This is a genomic window from Candidatus Phycosocius spiralis (assembly GCF_030158815.1).
Taxonomy (GTDB): Bacteria; Pseudomonadota; Alphaproteobacteria; order Caulobacterales; family Aquidulcibacteraceae; genus Aquidulcibacter; species Aquidulcibacter spiralis.
Map to the genome: position 1 here is coordinate 1 of NZ_BPFZ01000008.1, position 17,010 is coordinate 17,010.

Here is a 17,010-nt window from a genome sequence, read left to right on the forward strand (position 1 = left end):
CAGTCATCGAATATGATGCACCACCTGTCAGGGTCAGACCGTCTAAGGGGGTACGCAACACATAATCGAACTCAACCCCTTGCGAAACGTCCTTAGGCTTGGTGGGGTTGAGTGCAGTTTTACTTTTAGGTGCTTGTGCGTCGTCGCAAAATCGCGGTGTCAGCTTGTGGCCATTTGGCTCAAGCAAAGACAAAAGTGCGGTTGCTGAAAACGATGAGCGCATTTCGGTACTTGGCTTAGAAGAGACCCTCACCAAGGATCCATCTTTGGAGAATGTGGCGATTGTCGTTCCGCCACCCCAGAGGATGACGGCTTGGTCAAGTCCGGGGGGCATGCCCAATAATGCCCCACAAAATGTAGCGGGTAACGGCCCTTTAAAAGTGGTTTTGCGTAAAAAGGTCGGGCAAGGTGCAGGTAAGCGCGGTGCGATTACGGCTGGGCCGATTATTGCGGATGGGCGGCTTTATGTGTTTGATGCAAAAAGCACGGTCTATGCTGTTAACCCAAGCACTGGACGCGAAATATGGCGTAAATCCTTGGTACCGCCGCGGACGGGTCGGGGTAGCTTTTTTAGATCTGCTGCTTCTTCTGCCATTGGCGGAGGCATTGCATGGGAGAATGGCACGGTTTATGCGGCAACAGGCTTTGGCAATCTAATCGCTCTCAATGGGCAAACGGGTCAAGAAATTTGGCGCATGGATGCAGGCTCTCCCATCCATGCCTCGCCACTGAGTGGTGGTGGACGGGTCTTTGTTACCAACAATGATAGTGAGTTGTTTGCGGTCGATGCTGTTACAGGGAAAGTACAATGGACCCAATCGGCCATTTCAGAGCCTGCGCGCATATTGTCCAGCCCTAGCCCTGCTTTAGTTGGAGAGACTATCGTAGCGCCCTTTGCCTCCGGGGAAGTGATTGCCTATCTGTCCGCTAATGGTCGCCGATTATGGGCCGATGCCCTCACACGCGCGGGTTCATCCAATTCACTTTCCACCATCAATGACATTGCAGGTCGTCCGGTTGTGGCGGGCGGGATTGTGTTTGCAGCCAGCCAGTCTGGTACCTTTGCCGCCATCGAGTTACGTACGGGGACGCGTGTTTGGGAAAAACCGATAGCGTCCGTACAAACCCCTTGGGTTGCAGGTGAGTTTGTTTATGTGGTCTCAACCACTGGGGAATTGGTGGCTATGAATGTCAAAAACGGTGGTGTGAAATGGACGCGCCAATTGGCCAGCTATCGCAATGAAAAAAAGAAAAAAAATCTGATTTCTTGGAGCGGGCCTGTGATGGTTGAGGGTCGCCTTGTACTAGCATCTTCATTGGGTCGGATCGAAGTTATCAAGCCAGAAGATGGCGCAACATTGTTTCAGCGCGATGTGAAATCGCCTATTTTTGCCCCATCAGCCATAGCAGACGGGACCATCTATTATTATACACAAGATGGTTATGTTGTGGCAGTCAGATAGTCCGTGACAGAGCCGATCAAAATTGCGGTTGTCGGTCGTCCTAATGTTGGTAAATCGACTTTGTTTAACCGTTTGGCGGGGCGTAAGTTGGCCATTGTTGACGACACGCCGGGTGTTACGCGCGATCGCCGTGAAGCCAGCGGCCGTCTAGGCGATTTGGATCTCATCTTGATTGATACCGCAGGTTTTGAAACAGCAGCGGATGAAAGCTTGGAAGCCCGCATGCGGCTCCAGACTGAAGCGGGCATCCAAGAATCAGATTTGTGTTTGTTTTTGATGGATGCCCGCGCAGGTGTGACCCCGATTGATGAGGTTTTTGCTGATATTTTGCGCCGTTCAGGCAAACCCGTCATTCTTGCGGCCAATAAAGCAGAGGGGCAATGCGGTGACACTGGGATCTTAGAGGCCTATGCCTTGGGATTGGGGGAGCCAATACCTATTTCGGGTGAGCATGGGGAGGGGATGTCCGATCTTTTTTCTGCGATCGTCACTATCATGGGGGATCGGGCCGCCGGTCCGTCGCTTGATGCGTTTGATGGGCGGGCTCAGAAAATAAAAAATACTCAAATCAATGAATTTATTGAGGAAAATAGTGAGCATGGTGAATGTGGTATATTAAAGCCACTAAGCTCTGAACTGACAGTACCGCTGCGCATTGCTGTCATTGGGCGACCCAATGCTGGAAAATCAACCCTCGTTAATGCCTTGATCGGCGAAGAGCGTTTACTCACTGGCCCTGAGGCGGGGATCACGCGCGATTCAATTGGTGTAGATTGGGTCTGGGATGGTAGGCCCGTTCGATTAGTAGATACAGCAGGGATGCGGCGAAAAACCAAGATTCAAGAAAGGCTCGAATCCCTATCGGTTGCCGATACCTTGCGCGCCATCCGTTTTGCCGAAATCTGCCTTTTGGTAATGGATGCCGAAGAAGCTTTTGAAAAGCAGGATCTGCAAATCGCAGATTTAGTTGCGCGTGAAGGTCGCGGTCTGATCTACGTCCTCGCCAAATGGGATCGCATAAAAGACACTCAAGCGCGGTTGGCGCTTTTGCAGGAACGCGCTGACAAAGTGCTGCCTCAAACACGTGGTGCACCTTTGATTCCGATTTCATCGCTTTCTGGCCGTGGTCTTGATCAAATCATGCCTTTGGTTATTGAGGTGCATGAAGATTGGAACGCACGGGTTAAAACCCGCGATCTTAATGATTGGCTGCGTGAAGTCGTGACCAAGCAACCCCCGCCTGCTGTGGAAGGTCGTCGGGTAAAGCCGCGTTATATCGCCCAGATTAAAGCGAGACCGCCGACTTTTGTTTTGTTGGCCAGCCGTGCAGAGCAATTACCTGACACCTATGTGCGCTATTTGGTGAATGGCATTCGTAAAGCCTTTGATATGCCCGCTGTCCCTATACGCTTTATGGTTCGCGCACCCAAAAATCCCTATGCTGGAGTTGAAAGCGGGCGGCCCAAAGTGTCGCACAAAACCCGGGGGGGGGTGGCACAACTCGAACAATCCGGCGGAGGGGCACCAAAAGCGGGCGCTAATTCAAAGTCCACCAAACCAAATAGTGCACGTTTTACGCCCAAGTCTCGTATCGCAAGAGCGGGAAAAAGACTTGGCAAGAATGCATCAAGGGTTAACAAAAAGCCACGATAGAATTGGAATCATTGTATTTTATGTTCTAGTTGACTACCGGCTTTGTTAGATATTCTAGGGTTGGCATTACCACCCTTAAAGCGGGCTTAAAGGCGCAATACATATTACTGCCATGATGGTGACCTATCCATGTGCAGCGGTGATCAAGGCCTGCGTTTCCCTTTGCCGCGCAGGTGTCAGAAGCATTATTGCTGGTCTTGCAATCGCTCACTTCATAACCGCCGTTGCGGCCTACCCTAAAGCAGGTAAAGCAAGCTCGCTTATCTTGTAGCTGGATGGTTGTTTCTTTTCACCTTCACGCTCTATGTTAGCCCCATTTTTGAAGGGCCAGCCATTGAGAAGTTTTAACCAAGTCCAGATTATGGCCACTGTGTCATATCAGGTGCGTTCATGATGGTTCAGGCGAATTGATACTATACCATTGGCTGCTTTGATGGAATTTATTTGGTTTACAAAGATGATGACTTGTGTTGCTTAGGGGAAAAAGTAGGTTGCGCGATAATCTTTATGCGCCCATGCATTGTCTTTCATTGCTACGGGCGAACGCTCACACGAAGTCTGAGGGTGGCATGGATGATGCGGGCCTGCTAAGCTTGGTTGCCTAGCTTCATCTGTGCTAAAATGCATTCAAGAACCATCCATTGCCACCAAAGTGATCTAAAGATTAAAGCTGGATTGTGCCGTTTTGACTTTCATTAGTCACCGCGTTACGCGACATGCAGGAATTCTGGTAGGAAAGGTCCGCGAACTCAAGCACTGGTCTAACCTGAGTTAGCTTGCCCATCTTGCCAAGCTCTGAAATGGGCGGTTTCACGAAAATGCACAATTGTTCCGGTTTGGGTGTGCGCCTCACTCATCAATTCTAGAATCATACTTGAGAGGTGCTCGGGTCTGGGAAGGGTGGATTGGTCCTCACCTGGAAAGGCATTTTTGCGCATGAGGGTGGCAACCGGGCCGGGGTTAAGGATGCTGACCACCACATGCTTAAATGCAATCTCATCGGCCCAGCATTTGGCCATGGTTTCCACACCCGCCTTCGTCGCCGCATATAGCCCCCAATGGGCGCGCGGATGATGGGCGACACCGGAGGTAAAGAAGATCACGCGCGCTCTGTGTGCTTGGATCAGTAAGGGCTCCATAGACCGGATGAGTCGCCAGCTCGCTGTAAGATTGGTCGCGATCATATGTTCTCCCATACGCGGTGTGGCATGTGCGACGGGGGTCAATTCACCCAAATGGGCCGCAGCATGAATGAGGCCATCCAAGCGGCCAAAGCGCTGAAACAAAGCGCCACCCAAGCGGTCAATGGCGTCGTAATCGGTTAGATCCATCGGGACAATCGTCGCAGGCAACCCCTGGAAGCTTCGGATTTCATCATCTAGGGTTTCCAACGCTTTTTGTGCCCGCCCTGTTGCAACCACCTGCATGCCTGCCCGCGCGCAAGCAAGCGCTGCTGCCTTACCAATACCACGACTAGCCCCGGTGATCAGGACGACTTTTTCCTGCTTCATATCGTTTAACTTTACCTTGACTTAAGCATCCACCAGAAAAGAGAGTTGGTGATCTTTGTCCGATTGTGCGCGGTCCAAATCAATTAAGCGCGTTGGATAATCGCCCGTGAAAAGATGATCAGAATAGCGCGGCATGTGCGGATCACGCTTTTCTTCACCTAAGGCCCAATAGAGTCCGTCAACCGATAAAAAACCCAACGAATCAACCCCTAAAATTTTGGTCATATCCAATACACTCATTTGCCCGGCTATGAGTTGATCCCGATCAGGCATGTCGATGCCGTAAAAGTCAGGCCATTGAATGGCGGGGGAGGCAGAGCGAAGATGAACCTCACGGGCCCCAGCATCTCGGACCATTTGCACGATTTTGCGCGACGTTGTGCCCCGTACGATGGAATCATCGACCAAAACCACCCGTTTGCCATACAAAACACCGCGATTGGCCGAATGCTTGCGCCTGACGCCTAGGGTGCGGATCAATTGGGTGGGCTCAATAAAGGTTCGCCCCACATAATGGTTGCGGATAATGCCCAGTTCATAAGGTATGCCCGAAGCTTCAGTATAGCCAAGTGCAGCGGGTACTCCCGAATCAGGCACGGGGACCACAACATCAGCCTCGATTTGAGTTTCTTGTGCTAAGCGTATCCCCATGCGTTTACGGACATCATAAACGGACTTGCCGCCAACTATGGAATCTGGACGCGAAAAATAGACAAATTCAAACACGCATGGACGCGAAGGTTGATCGACAAATGGTTTCAGACTTTCGACCCCATCTTCAGAGCAAATAACCACTTCACCATGACCGATTTCGCGCACAAAGGTTGCGCCAATCATATCCAATGCACAGGTTTCTGAAGCCAGAACTGGACAGCCGTTGAGATCACCCAATACCAAAGGACGTATACCTAACGGATCGCGGACCCCAATTAAAGTTTTATTGGTCAAAGCAACTAGCGCATAAGCGCCTTCAATCTGATGCAAGGCCTCAACAAAGCGATCCATCATACGAGGAGCCCGCGAACGTGCGATAAGATGCAAAATGACTTCAGTATCAGAGGTCGATTGGAAAATCGCACCATCTTCAACCAATTGTTCGCGGAGTTTACGGGCATTGGTGAGATTGCCATTATGCGCAACACCTATACCCCCCCCAGACAGATCAGCAAACAAAGGCTGGACATTGCGCATGATCGTCCCGCCTTGGGTAGCATAGCGAACATGCCCAATGGCATGCTTGCCGGGCAATCGAGTCATCAGGTCAGGCCCTGTAAAATGGTCACCTACCAGACCCATGTGACGCTCATGGTGGAACAAAGCGCCGTCAAACGTGACAATGCCACAGCCTTCCTGACCCCGATGCTGCAGCGCGTGCAGCCCTAGGGCGGTCAAGACCGCAGCTTCACCATTTCCGACAATGCCAAACACCCCGCACTCTTCGCGTAAGCGATCCTCATCGGGGTCAAACCAAGCTGTGATTTCGTCCAAATCTGGTGGAATTTGCATCGGGGCGGGAACGGTCATTTTTCGCTTTCCCTCTCAGATCTGGTGGTGGGGGTGGCTGAGTGCACTCTAGACCCGCTGTCTGGGGTCTTTTGAGCCTTAAAGGGCCCGCCGTCTATGGATGAATCCATCGTTTCTGCTCTATCCCTTTGTTGGGTCTGCGCAAGCCCTTCACCAGCTGCGGCTGCACCTCTGGCCATGTCGGTAGCGGCTTGACCAGCTTGAGGGGCTAAATGCTTGAGCGCATCGGCAGTGAGCATAACCATGGGGTAAAATCGGGCTTCCAGAAAGGCTTTTGGCATCATGCTCGGCGGTGCAATGCTGGTCACAATCAGGCAAGCTACACCAACCAGTGCAAATCCGCGCGCTACCCCAAACAAAAGACCTGCTGTGCGGTCCAAAATACCCAAAGGTTCTGAATCATGAATCCATTCATGGATGCGCCCTGTTGCCAAGCGCACAGCGATATAAACAAGGATAAAAATTCCACCCACATTGATCGCATCGGCCAACCATCCAGTTGTAATCAGGGTGCGCAAGGGTCCACGAAACAAAGGAAATCCCCATAAAACAGCTAAGACAGCAACAAACATAGCGGCCATGGATAAAGCCTCACGTACAAAGCCGCGCGCGAATGCCAATAGTGCTGAGATCGCCACAATCGCTAAAATGGCGATGTCAAATCCATTCATACAATACTCCTGATGAGGTTATTGCCCTTGTATTTGGACTTGGCCTGTTATGGAAGTCACAAGGTCGGCAGCGGTTGCGATCACGTGTTGGGCCATTCCAAATTGCCCTGACACGAGTCGGGTGACTTGAGTTGATTTACTTGCTGTCATCCCCGTAGCGCCTGCCCGGGGAAGATAGACTTTGTTAAAGCCCAGCTTCAGGGCTTCCTTAAGGCGTGCCTCTGCGCGAGTAACGGGACGTACATCGCCTGATAAAGCTATTTCGCCAAACACCACGCATTCCTCAGGCAAAGCGATGTCAAAAAGTGCAGAGATTAGGGCCGCTGCAACGGCTAAATCGGCTGCAGGTTCGGTAATCCTTAAACCGCCTGCAACATTGAGATAAACATCGCGTCCGCCAAAAGCAATGCCACAACGTGTTTCTAAGACCGCCAGGATCATGGCCAAGCGGGTGGCGTCCCACCCAACGACTGCCCGCCGTGGTGCCCCAAAAGCCGTGGGGGCAGCGAGGGCTTGAATTTCCACCAATAAAGGGCGTGTGCCTTCAATACCTGCAAACACCACACTACCCGGACGAGAGTGTCCACGATTGTCTAAGAAAAGCTGGCTGGGATTGCTAACCTCGCGTAGGCCTGTATCGCCCATTTCAAACACGCCGATTTCGTCAGTTGGTCCAAATCGATTCTTCAGGCCGCGCAGGATACGAAAATGGTGTCCACGTTCACCTTCAAATTGCAGCACCCCATCAACCAAATGCTCAACCACGCGCGGCCCAGCGATTTGGCCATCCTTGGTGACATGGCCGACCAAGATAATGATGGTGCCCGCTTTTTTAGCAAAGCTCACCAATTCATGCGCGCAGGCGCGAACTTGTGCAACCGTACCTGGCGCAGCAGTTAATGTGTCGGTCCAGACTGTTTGGATCGAATCGATAATCACCAAGTGCGGTTTTTCGCGTTTGAGGCCGTCTAAAATGGTTTCTAAATGGGTTTCGGCAGCCAATTGAACCGAGGCTTTTTCCAGTCCCATCCGTTTTGCACGTTCTTGAATCTGGGCGACGGCTTCTTCTCCGGAGACATAGACTGATTTTACATCCAAGAGCGCTGCCCCAGCCACAGCCTGAAGTAACAAAGTCGACTTACCGATTCCAGGGTCCCCTCCAACCAAAATGGAGGAAGCTGCAACCAAACCACCCCCACATACCCGGTCAAACTCTCCGATACCAGTGGCTAAACGTGGCGGGGTGCTTTCCACCCCGTCCATGGTTTGAAAAGTCAAGCCCAATCCTTTGCCCAAGCCTTTTCCACGCGCCCGCATGCCAGGGCTTGAAGGATTTGGACCCGCGTGGGCTTCTTCGACAATCGTATTCCACGCGCTACAGGCTTCGCATCGACCCAACCAGCGGGCGTGTGTTGTTCCACACGACTGACAGACAAAGAGGGATTGTACTTTAGCCATGCTAGCGGGCTACCTTGTTATGAAGCTTTTGCCAATCAACTTTGGCTATAGGTGCGCTCAAATCGATCCCCCAAACGGGTCAAGATTTCATAAGAAAGCGTATCAAGGGCTTGGGCTTGAGCATCTAAGGGGGCGTCGCGGCCTAAAAACTGTGCCATCGCACCAATTTTCGCGCCTGATCCTGCCCCAGTGACATCTAAGCTGATCAAATCCATCGAGACCCGCCCTAAAATCGGGCACACCGCACCCGCCACGATGGCAAAGCCACGGTTCGAGCCTGATCGTAAATAGCCATCGCCATAACCTAATCCGATTGTAGCAACGATCCGACGACGATCGGCTTGCCAAGTTGCCCCATAGCCAATTGTATCTCCAGGTCCAACGCTGCGAAGTTGCAGGATGGGCGATTCAAGCGTCACCACAGGTTCCAAGGCGACGCTATGCCTATCAAACGGGGAACCACCATAAAGTCCAATACCGGGGCGAACCATGTCCAAGCAATACTGACTACCCATTAAGGTACCCCCTGACGCTGCTAAGGATAAGGGGGCTTCGGGCATTTGGGTAGCCAAGGTCAAAAAGGCCTTGCGCTGCATATCATTTTTGGGGTGATCAGGATCGGACGCACAAGCAAGATGGCTCATGATCACGGCAATTTGGATTGACTTTAACGGCCCAAGGGCTTGATCCAGCTCCTCTTCGCTCAAACCCAATCGGTTCATACCAGTATCAAGATGTACACCAGCTGGGCAACATAAACCACGCTTCTGCCACAGGGTGATCTGTTCAAGACTATTGAGAACAGGCGTTAGGTCGTGTTCTAGAAATAACTCACATTCTTGGGGTGCCACACCATTGAGTACAAAAATAAGGGCTTTTGGCCCCAAAACTTGGCGGGCTTGATACCCTTCCAATCCGTGCGCGACAAAAAATGTCTCACACCCAGCTTCGGCCAAGGCCGTGGCCACAGGCTTCATACCTAAACCATAAGCATTGGCCTTAATGACCGCTGCACACTGCGCACCATGAGCTTGGCCTGCAAAAAAACTCCAATTGCTGGTCAACGCCCCCAAATCAATGCGTAATTGGCTTTGATAATTCCCCAAGCTCACAAGCGCATCAATCCAAGCTCTCGAAGCGGCCGCTTGAGTCTAAATTGGTGAATTTGGTTAGCTCAGCTTGGAAGCCTAGGCGTATTTTGCCAATCGGGCCATGGCGTTGCTTGCCAATGATAATTTCAGCAATATTGCGCATTTCACTGACTTCTTCTTGCCATTGAAAATGCTCAGTGGTGCCGGGCTTTGGTTCCTGACGCTCTAAATAATAGGCATGGCGGTATACAAACATTACGACGTCTGAGTCTTGCTCAATCGATCCTGATTCACGCAGATCTGCCAATTGAGGCCGTTTGTCTTCGCGGTTTTCAACTTGGCGCGACAATTGCGACAGCGCGATGACGGGCACTTGTAATTCTTTGGCGAGTGCTTTGAGCCCTTGCGTAATTTCGCTGACTTCTTGCACCCGATTTTCAGATCGGCGCGATGAGCTGCCTGTGGTCACCAATTGCAAATAATCAACCACAATAAGATCAAGGCCATGCTGGCGTTGCAACCTTCGGGCCCGAGCCGCCAAAGCGGCAATCGACAAGCCACCTGTGTCATCGATATAAAGTGGTAAGCTTTGTAAATCGATCGCGGCCTCACGCAGTTTCGCGTATTCTTGCTTATTAAGATCGCCGCGCCGCATGCGGTCTGACCCAATACCAGTATAATCGGCCAAAAGTCGCATAGTCAGTTGCTCAGCCGACATTTCCAAGGAATAAAAAGCCACCACAGCGCCATCGACGGTGGTATACGACCCATTGGGTTTGGCTTCGCGCCGAAAGCGCTTGGCGGCATTGAAGGCGATATTGGTGGCTAAGGCAGTTTTGCCCATGGATGGACGACCGGCCAGGATCAGAAGGTCAGATTTGTGTAAACCACCCAACATCCGGTCAATTTCATGTAATCCGGTGGGCACACCGATCAATTTGCCGTCGCGCTTAAAAGCAGCTGCGGTGATATCGATGGTGGCAGCTAAAGACGCGGCAAAGCTTTTAAATCCTTGATTCAATTGCCCAGTTTCAGCGAGGTTATAGAGCTTTTTTTCAGTCGCTTCGATCAGGCCAGCCCCGCCCTCCATGCCATCTTCATGCTCACTGGCTTCGGCCATCATTTCTGAGCCTATCCGGATCAAATCGCGTCGAATGGCCAGGTCAAAGATCAATTTCGCATAATCGGTCGCAGCAGCGGGGTCTGCGGCTGCATCCACTAAAGTCGCAAGATAAGCGGCACCGCCAATGTCTTTGAGTGCCCCATCTTGGGAGAATTTGGCATGCAATGTAATGCCATCTGCGAGTGTGCCTTTTTGGATCATGCGTGAAATTGTGTCATAGATGCGACCATGAACCGGATCGTAAAAATGCACGGGCTTAAGCATATCCCCGATGCGGCTGGTGACTTGGTTGTCAACCAAAATTGCCCCAATCAAGGCCTGTTCGGCATCAAGATTATGAGGTGCCGGGCGCAAACTGCGGGTAGGATCAATTGGGGATAAATTACCATCAGCCATAAGCCACTCTCTCAGGTGTCACGGCACGAATCACCCGTGCGACGCAGAACGAGGCTAGAACATCCCCAGATGATTTTCATCTGTGGATAGATTGTAGATGCTTCTGCTACGTCCTATGTTGTCATGACATACTGGCAATCGGCTGTGGATCTTGGCTCAAATCTTCTCTATCTTCGAGCAAAGCCATGATCGCCATGGTCAGGCTGGTTGGGGTAAATGGCTTGGCGAGATGGGAATCAGCACCGGCCGCTAAGGCCTGGTCGCGGTGCTGGCGCATGGCGTTGGCTGTTACCATGATGATCGGAGTAGGGTAGAGATTATGCTCACGTTCATGAGATCGGATTGCTTGTGTTGCGGTTAAGCCATCCATCACGGGCATTTGCATATCCATGAGGATGATATCATATCCACCAGATTTGAAACTATCGAATGCAATCTGACCATTTTCACAGATTGTGACTTGTGCGCCCAGTGGTTCAAGAATGAGTTGGATTACTTTTTGATTGGTTGGATGATCTTCTGCAACTAGAATTTGGAGTGGGGTTTCGGCCATTGGGTGGGGGGTGGGAACATTAGTGGTGATCTCATTATTTGGATGGGTCACTTTGTTTGAAGCAGGTTCTTCCGCAGCGGGCAATGGGATACTCACGGTAAAGCTAGAACCAACGCCTGGAGTCGAAGCCCATTGGAGGCCACCACCCATCGTTTCAATCAGACCACGACATATTGCCAAGCCCAGTCCAGTCCCGCCAAAACGTCTTGAAATCGAAGTATCAGCCTGTACGAAACGATTAAATAATTTTTCGCCGGTTTCTTGATCAAATCCAATCCCGGTATCGCTGACTTTGATTTCAAGGAGGTTGTTAATTTTTGACCAATTGACCCTGATTTCTATGCCCCCTTTTTCTGTGAATTTGACAGCATTGGAACTCAAATTAGCGATCACTTGCTTGATCCGGGTTGCGTCACCATAGAACCAACCCTTCACTTCTTCCCCATAAATAACTGAAAAACTTAGATTTTTTTCTGCGGCATAGGTTTGAAACAACATCGCAGAAGCATCAAGCTCATTGCGTAAATCAAATACGCTTTTTTCAAGCGCGATTTTGCCTGCTTCAATCTTAGTGAAATCTAAAATATCCGATAACAAGCTTGTCAATGTCTGGCCTGAGGCATCGATCAGATTGACCATTTCACGTTGCTTTGGATCTAACTGCGTTGCAGCCAAAGCATGAGCTATACCAAGAACCCCATTTAGGGGTGTACGTAACTCATGGCTCATATTGGCCAAAAAGTCTGTCTTTGCTCGATTGGCGAAATTCGCTTCAGTTGCAAGATCTTGCACCCGCAAGCGTTCTTCCTCAACAATACCCAATAATTCAATGGCATGCCAGCGAAGATTCATTTGCTTTTCAACCGACCTATAGAGCAAGCTGGCAGCAGCGAAGCTTGTTGAAACGGCAGTTGCACCAGAAAAACTGTTGGTTACAATGTTTCCAGGGGGGCCGGCAATTGTCACAAATATCGCGTTAAATGCGACCAAAGCCAATGTTATGCCGACAAATCGAAGATCAGGTCCAAGAATGGCTGAACCAAAAGCGACCATCAAAAGATAGACAAATTGGCTTGGATCTTGAACCAGAAACGCATGGCTCACCACATTGGTCATTACAATTGCATTAATCAATACAACACTTAACCCAAGCGTATGAAGCTCATTGACTTGGGCTAAAATGTTGAAGCGAAGATAATAGATCAAAGCCGCCGAAATTGCTGCAATGATTGCCATAATGGTGGCCTCATTACCCTTCAACACAGCTAAATGTGCAAAGATCATGAGTGTGTAATACACGATTAAAACAAAAGAGTATCCACGTGCAATGGGTGAATAAATCGCGATACGTTCCGATGTTTTGGTGAAAGTGGTTGGCGATTGGTACAAGGACATGGTCTTTTTATACAACAAGTGTCTTAAAGTCTTGTTATTGGGGCATTGTTGTTTCGAAATTTAGGATTGGCACATAAAAGGCCTTGAGAACTCTTTCTCAAGGCCTTTGAGCAACCAAATAACAGACCAATAAAGCTTGACGCCTCAATTTGACGATCAGGGCTCATAACCATCTAATTGGACGGCATTTTCTGCAATCTCAGCCGCTTGTTCGGCAGCGGCAAGACGGTCTTCGTCAAATTGGGAATTGATGACATTTTCGCCCTTAGCTTGGCGTTCTGCTTCATCGGGTGTACGAGCCACATTGACGAAGACTTCGACTTCTACTTCGGGGTGCAGGCGGATTTTGATACCTTGAAATCCTATGGTTTTGATCGGTGCATCCAACTGCACTTGGTTGCGCCCAATGGTAAAGCCCGCTGCAGCTGCAGCTTCTGCAATGTCACGAGCTGCAACTGAGCCATATAATTGGCCACTTTCGCCCGCTGCGCGGATCAAAAGGAATATCTGGCCTGTCAGCGTTTTAGCAGCAGATTCCGCAGCACTGCGTGCTTCTGCATTACGTGTTTCTAAGGTTACGCGTTGCAGTTCAAACAATTTCTTGTTGGCTTCTGTTGCACGAAGAGCCTTTTTTTGCGGCAACAAAAAATTACGCGCATAACCAGGCTTAACAGATACAATGTCGCCAATACCGCCTAAGCGGCCAACGCGTTCGAGCAGGATAATGTCCATGTCGGCGTCTCCTTAGACGACGTGATAAGGGAGAAGGGCCAATACCCGCGCACGTTTGATCGCCTTGGCGAGCTCACGTTGCTTCTTTTGGCTGACGGCGGTGATGCGCGATGGTACGATTTTGCCCTTTTCAGATAAATAACGTTGCAAGAGCTTCACGTCTTTAAAGTCAATCTTTGGCGGTTGATCGCCAGAGAAAGGGCAAACCTTACGGCGGCGCGCAAATGGGCGGCGCGAAGGTAGGTTTGAGATGGTGAATTTAGAGGTCATCATCAGTATTCCATCTCGTTGGATTCGGCGCGTGCGCGCTGTTTCTTCTCATCGCGCTCACGCCGGGCTAGAATGGGCGAAGGGCTTTCGTCAAGCTCATCAACCGCAATGGTCATATAAAGCATGACATTTTCATTGATGCGTTGCAGACGCTCCATCTCATGAACGGCCGGTGCAGGTGCATCGATATTGATCAAAGAATAATGACCCTTACGGGTTTTATTGATGCGGTATGCGAGATTGCGCAAACCCCAATATTCAACCTTACCAACTTTTCCACCCTTTTGTGTGATCAAGGTGGTGACGCCCTCAACCAGTTCATCGACTTGTTGGGGCGAGATATCTGGTCGAGAAATTATGATATGTTCGTAGAACGGCATGAGTACCTAATTCCGATAAAAGCACCCCATAGCGATTGCGGCAAATGGCTCAGCGGGGACCAAGCCACCTGATGGTTCCGCGTCGCAGTTCCCCCCTATCAATCGGCTGGTGAGCCACAAGGAGTTCGCTCATGCGGGCGGACCGCAATCAGTGAAGCGGCGCGTAAAGCACTTATCTGTGGAAAAGGGAAGGGGTGGGGTGCAGTTTGGGTGGCTTTGATGGAGCGTTCATTTTAGCGTGTCACTATGCCTTATACACTTTTTTACTCTCCTTCTACTGCCAGTTTTGTCATTCACTGGCTGCTCATTCACCTTGGTGTTCCGTTTGAAACCGTGCTGGTTGATTTTGAAAAAGGCGCGCAAAAGGGAGCCGATTATCTGGCCCTTAATCCAGCAGGCAGGGTGCCAACCCTGATGGTGGATGGCAAACCCTATAGCGAATGCACTGCTTTGACGATGTTATTGGCAGAGCGTCATCCAGACGCTTATCTTTCTCCGGCACCCACAGCACCAGAACGTGCTAATTACCTCATGTGGATGGTGCTTTTGGCGAATGGCTTATTGCCGCCATTTCGCGATTGGTTTTACGCGGATCGGGATAGTGGTGCTTTAGATCCTCAAGCTTTAAAAGAATTTGTGCGCCCTCGTATCGAAGCCATGTTTAATAGGCTAGATGCGCAGTTGAATGATGGACGACCCTATCTCATCGGGGCAAAATTGACGGCGGTGGACTTTCTGGCCACTATGTTGATGCGTTGGTCTCGCAACATGCCAAAACCCGCAACAACATGGACTTTCATTGCCCCATACGTGCAACGTATGCGTGCCTTGGATAGTTTTTTGGAAGTGAACCGCCGCGAAGGGCTGGTGGATTGGTTGAACCCTTAATGTGTTTCAGCCATCTTTGTTTCCACCCTATTAGGGTCAGGTCAAGCCTTTCTCATGCTTCCTTTTTTGGCTCTATTGGGCTAGTCTTGGGGCATTCATCTGTTCTTGTTGATACCTGGTCCTGATAATTCTTGGCCCCAGTCTAATATCATTTGCATAGCATGACTTTAAAGCAATAGTAAAACATACTAATTCCTAGTGTTGGGTTGAATAATAATTAAGCTAAATTATAAAATTAAGAAAGATATTTAAGCATGGCATGGATGTGGTTTGAATTTTTACTTGTTGTGGCTTTATTAGAACTGACACCAGGGCCCAATATGGCGTGGCTAGCAACTTTGACACTTGATCGAGGCAAGTCCGTCGGCTTGCAGGCAGTTTTGGGTATTTCCCTTGGTTTTTGTCTCTATTTGGCTGCTGCTTTAGCTGGTCTGGGTGTTCTGATGGCCAGTAATCCACGATTATTGGCTGTTTTGAGGTGGTTGGGTGTTATGTTTCTCTTCTACATGGCGATAGAGCCTTGGTGGGAGCGCGCCAAACAACATGAGCAGGTAGGCACCTCCGCTGGTGCCAAACGTTCGCTAGAAGCTGGACGTTATATAATACAAGGTCTTACCCTTAATATATTCAACCCAAAGGTCGCCCTTTTTTATGTGACTTTGCTGCCCCGTTTTGTGGTGGAAGAGCGCGGCCTAGTTTGGGCGCAGAGTTTGTGGTTAGGCCTCATCCATATTGGGGTTGCTACAGGGGTGCATGTGGCCATCGTCCTTGCCGCTGGTCGTCTCCGCCCATGGTTAGGAGAAGGGCGCAGAGGTACTGAATTGAAGATTTTTTTCACCGTAGCGCTGGTACTGATTGCGGTTTGGCTGGCTTGGGATGGACTAGGTGGCCAGTTTTAGCCCTAACCATGCCCCACTTGCTTTGCGCAGTTTACAGGGCTAACGCGAAACCATGCTGATTTTTCAATTTCCTGGCCAAGGTAGCCAAAGTGTTGGCATGGGTGTAGCCCTTGCCGACGCTTTTCCGGTCGCAAAGCAAGTCTTTGCTCAAATTGATGATGCGCTTGAATTAAAGCTTTCCGCCTTGATGGCGTATGGCCCGATTGAAACGCTCACTTTGACTGAAAATGCGCAACCCGCATTGATGGCCGTCAGTATGGCGGTTGTAGAGGTCTTACGTGCAGAGTTTGGAGTGGGGGTTGAGCGCGCTTCTTTTGTTGCTGGCCATTCCTTGGGTGAGTATAGTGCCCTTACAGCAGCGGGCGCTTTTACGATTGGTGATGCGGCCCGCTTGTTGCGCTTGCGCGGTCAGGCGATGCAGCGCGCGGTTGCCCCGGGTCTTGGGGCCATGGCGTCTCTGATTGGCCCTAAGGTTGATTTAGATCTCGCCGAGGCCATAGCGGCCGAAGGAGCCAAAGTTGACGTTTGTGTTGTCGCAAATGACAATAATGCTGGCAATATCGTGATCTCTGGCACCAAAGCTGGGGTAGACGCTGCCATTGCCGCAGCCAAGGACATGGGGGCTCGCGCCATCCCTTTAGCAGTTTCAGCTCCCTTCCATTGCCCCTTGATGGGACCTGCTGGTGAAGAAATGGCTGCTGCATTGGCACAGACCAAGATATTGCCACCCCGTGTGCCCGTGATCTCCAATGTAACAGTTGAGCCAACCCAAGATCCAGTAATGATCGCCAAACTGTTGGTAGAACAAGTAACTGGGCGGGTGCGCTGGCGTGAAACGATCGGGTGGCTCGTAAGCCAAGGTGCCACTCAATTTATTGAATTGGGCGCAGGCAGTGTCTTAACCGGCATGTCCAAACGGATCGCGCCTGAGGCGTCCTCCATCGCCCTTTCGGGTGTTGATGAAATTGCAGCTTTTGCGGCTTCCTTGCCATAAGCGAATAAG

At 50.5% G+C, this 17,010-nt stretch carries 16 protein-coding genes; 5 read left to right on the forward strand and 11 right to left on the reverse strand.

What is annotated here, in order from left to right:
* A partial coding sequence (locus PsB1_RS07105; RefSeq protein WP_284360048.1) for a hypothetical protein occupies positions 1–253 on the reverse strand: 253 nt, incomplete at its 3' end.
* A gap of 22 nt (positions 254–275) precedes the next feature.
* Between PsB1_RS07105 and PsB1_RS07110 the strand changes: the two genes are divergently transcribed.
* On the forward strand, positions 276–1,463 hold the full coding sequence (locus tag PsB1_RS07110; RefSeq protein WP_284360049.1) for a BamB-related PQQ repeat family beta-propellar protein: 1,188 nt from the start codon (positions 276–278) through the stop codon (positions 1,461–1,463).
* A gap of 3 nt (positions 1,464–1,466) precedes the next feature.
* Positions 1,467–3,116 carry a ribosome biogenesis GTPase Der gene (gene der, locus PsB1_RS07115; protein WP_284360050.1) on the forward strand — a complete coding sequence of 550 codons (1,650 nt, stop codon included), beginning with the start codon at positions 1,467–1,469 and terminating at the stop codon, positions 3,114–3,116.
* Positions 3,117–3,877: 761 nt separating this feature from the next.
* Here the strand turns inward: der and PsB1_RS07120 are convergent.
* The 10 genes from PsB1_RS07120 to rpsF form a co-directional block, all read right to left on the reverse strand.
* Positions 3,878–4,627 (reverse strand): SDR family NAD(P)-dependent oxidoreductase, encoded by a 750-nt coding sequence (locus PsB1_RS07120; protein ID WP_284360051.1) that lies wholly within the window; start codon positions 4,625–4,627, stop codon positions 3,878–3,880.
* Between the two features lie 21 nt (positions 4,628–4,648).
* Entirely contained in the window at positions 4,649–6,151 is a 1,503-nt protein-coding gene (gene purF / locus PsB1_RS07125) for an amidophosphoribosyltransferase (protein ID WP_284360052.1), read from the reverse strand.
* Positions 6,148–6,822 carry a CvpA family protein gene (locus PsB1_RS07130; protein WP_284360054.1) on the reverse strand — a complete coding sequence of 225 codons (675 nt, stop codon included), beginning with the start codon at positions 6,820–6,822 and terminating at the stop codon, positions 6,148–6,150. Before PsB1_RS07130 ends, purF begins: the two co-directional genes overlap by 4 nt.
* A gap of 18 nt (positions 6,823–6,840) precedes the next feature.
* Positions 6,841–8,280 (reverse strand): DNA repair protein RadA, encoded by a 1,440-nt coding sequence (gene radA, locus PsB1_RS07135; protein WP_284360055.1) that lies wholly within the window; start codon positions 8,278–8,280, stop codon positions 6,841–6,843.
* Between the two features lie 35 nt (positions 8,281–8,315).
* Complete coding sequence (alr, locus tag PsB1_RS07140; protein ID WP_284360056.1) at positions 8,316–9,392, reverse strand: alanine racemase; 1,077 nt, start codon at positions 9,390–9,392, stop codon at positions 8,316–8,318.
* Between the two features lie 7 nt (positions 9,393–9,399).
* Entirely contained in the window at positions 9,400–10,890 is a 1,491-nt protein-coding gene (locus PsB1_RS07145; RefSeq protein WP_284360059.1) for a replicative DNA helicase, read from the reverse strand.
* Positions 10,891–11,011: 121 nt separating this feature from the next.
* Entirely contained in the window at positions 11,012–12,832 is a 1,821-nt protein-coding gene (locus tag PsB1_RS07150; RefSeq protein ID WP_284360060.1) for an ATP-binding protein, read from the reverse strand.
* 162 nt (positions 12,833–12,994) lie between these two features.
* Entirely contained in the window at positions 12,995–13,570 is a 576-nt protein-coding gene (rplI, locus tag PsB1_RS07155; protein ID WP_284360061.1) for a 50S ribosomal protein L9, read from the reverse strand.
* A 12-nt stretch (positions 13,571–13,582) separates the two neighbouring features.
* Positions 13,583–13,843, reverse strand: a complete 261-nt coding sequence (rpsR, locus tag PsB1_RS07160; protein WP_284360062.1) for a 30S ribosomal protein S18 — start codon at positions 13,841–13,843, stop codon at positions 13,583–13,585.
* Positions 13,843–14,220 carry a 30S ribosomal protein S6 gene (rpsF, locus tag PsB1_RS07165; protein ID WP_284360063.1) on the reverse strand — a complete coding sequence of 126 codons (378 nt, stop codon included), beginning with the start codon at positions 14,218–14,220 and terminating at the stop codon, positions 13,843–13,845. The genes rpsR and rpsF overlap by 1 nt, the downstream gene beginning before the upstream one ends.
* A gap of 246 nt (positions 14,221–14,466) precedes the next feature.
* Here rpsF and PsB1_RS07170 point away from each other — a divergent pair, with 246 nt between their 5' ends.
* The 3 genes from PsB1_RS07170 (at position 14,467) to fabD (ending at position 17,001) form a co-directional block, all read left to right on the forward strand.
* Positions 14,467–15,108 (forward strand): glutathione S-transferase family protein, encoded by a 642-nt coding sequence (locus PsB1_RS07170; protein ID WP_284360064.1) that lies wholly within the window; start codon positions 14,467–14,469, stop codon positions 15,106–15,108.
* A 254-nt stretch (positions 15,109–15,362) separates the two neighbouring features.
* Positions 15,363–16,007: a LysE family translocator gene (locus PsB1_RS07175; protein ID WP_284360065.1), complete on the forward strand. Its 645-nt coding sequence runs from the start codon at positions 15,363–15,365 to the stop codon at positions 16,005–16,007.
* A gap of 52 nt (positions 16,008–16,059) precedes the next feature.
* Positions 16,060–17,001, forward strand: a complete 942-nt coding sequence (fabD, locus tag PsB1_RS07180) for an ACP S-malonyltransferase (RefSeq protein WP_284360066.1) — start codon at positions 16,060–16,062, stop codon at positions 16,999–17,001.
* Positions 17,002–17,010 lie beyond the last annotated feature (9 nt).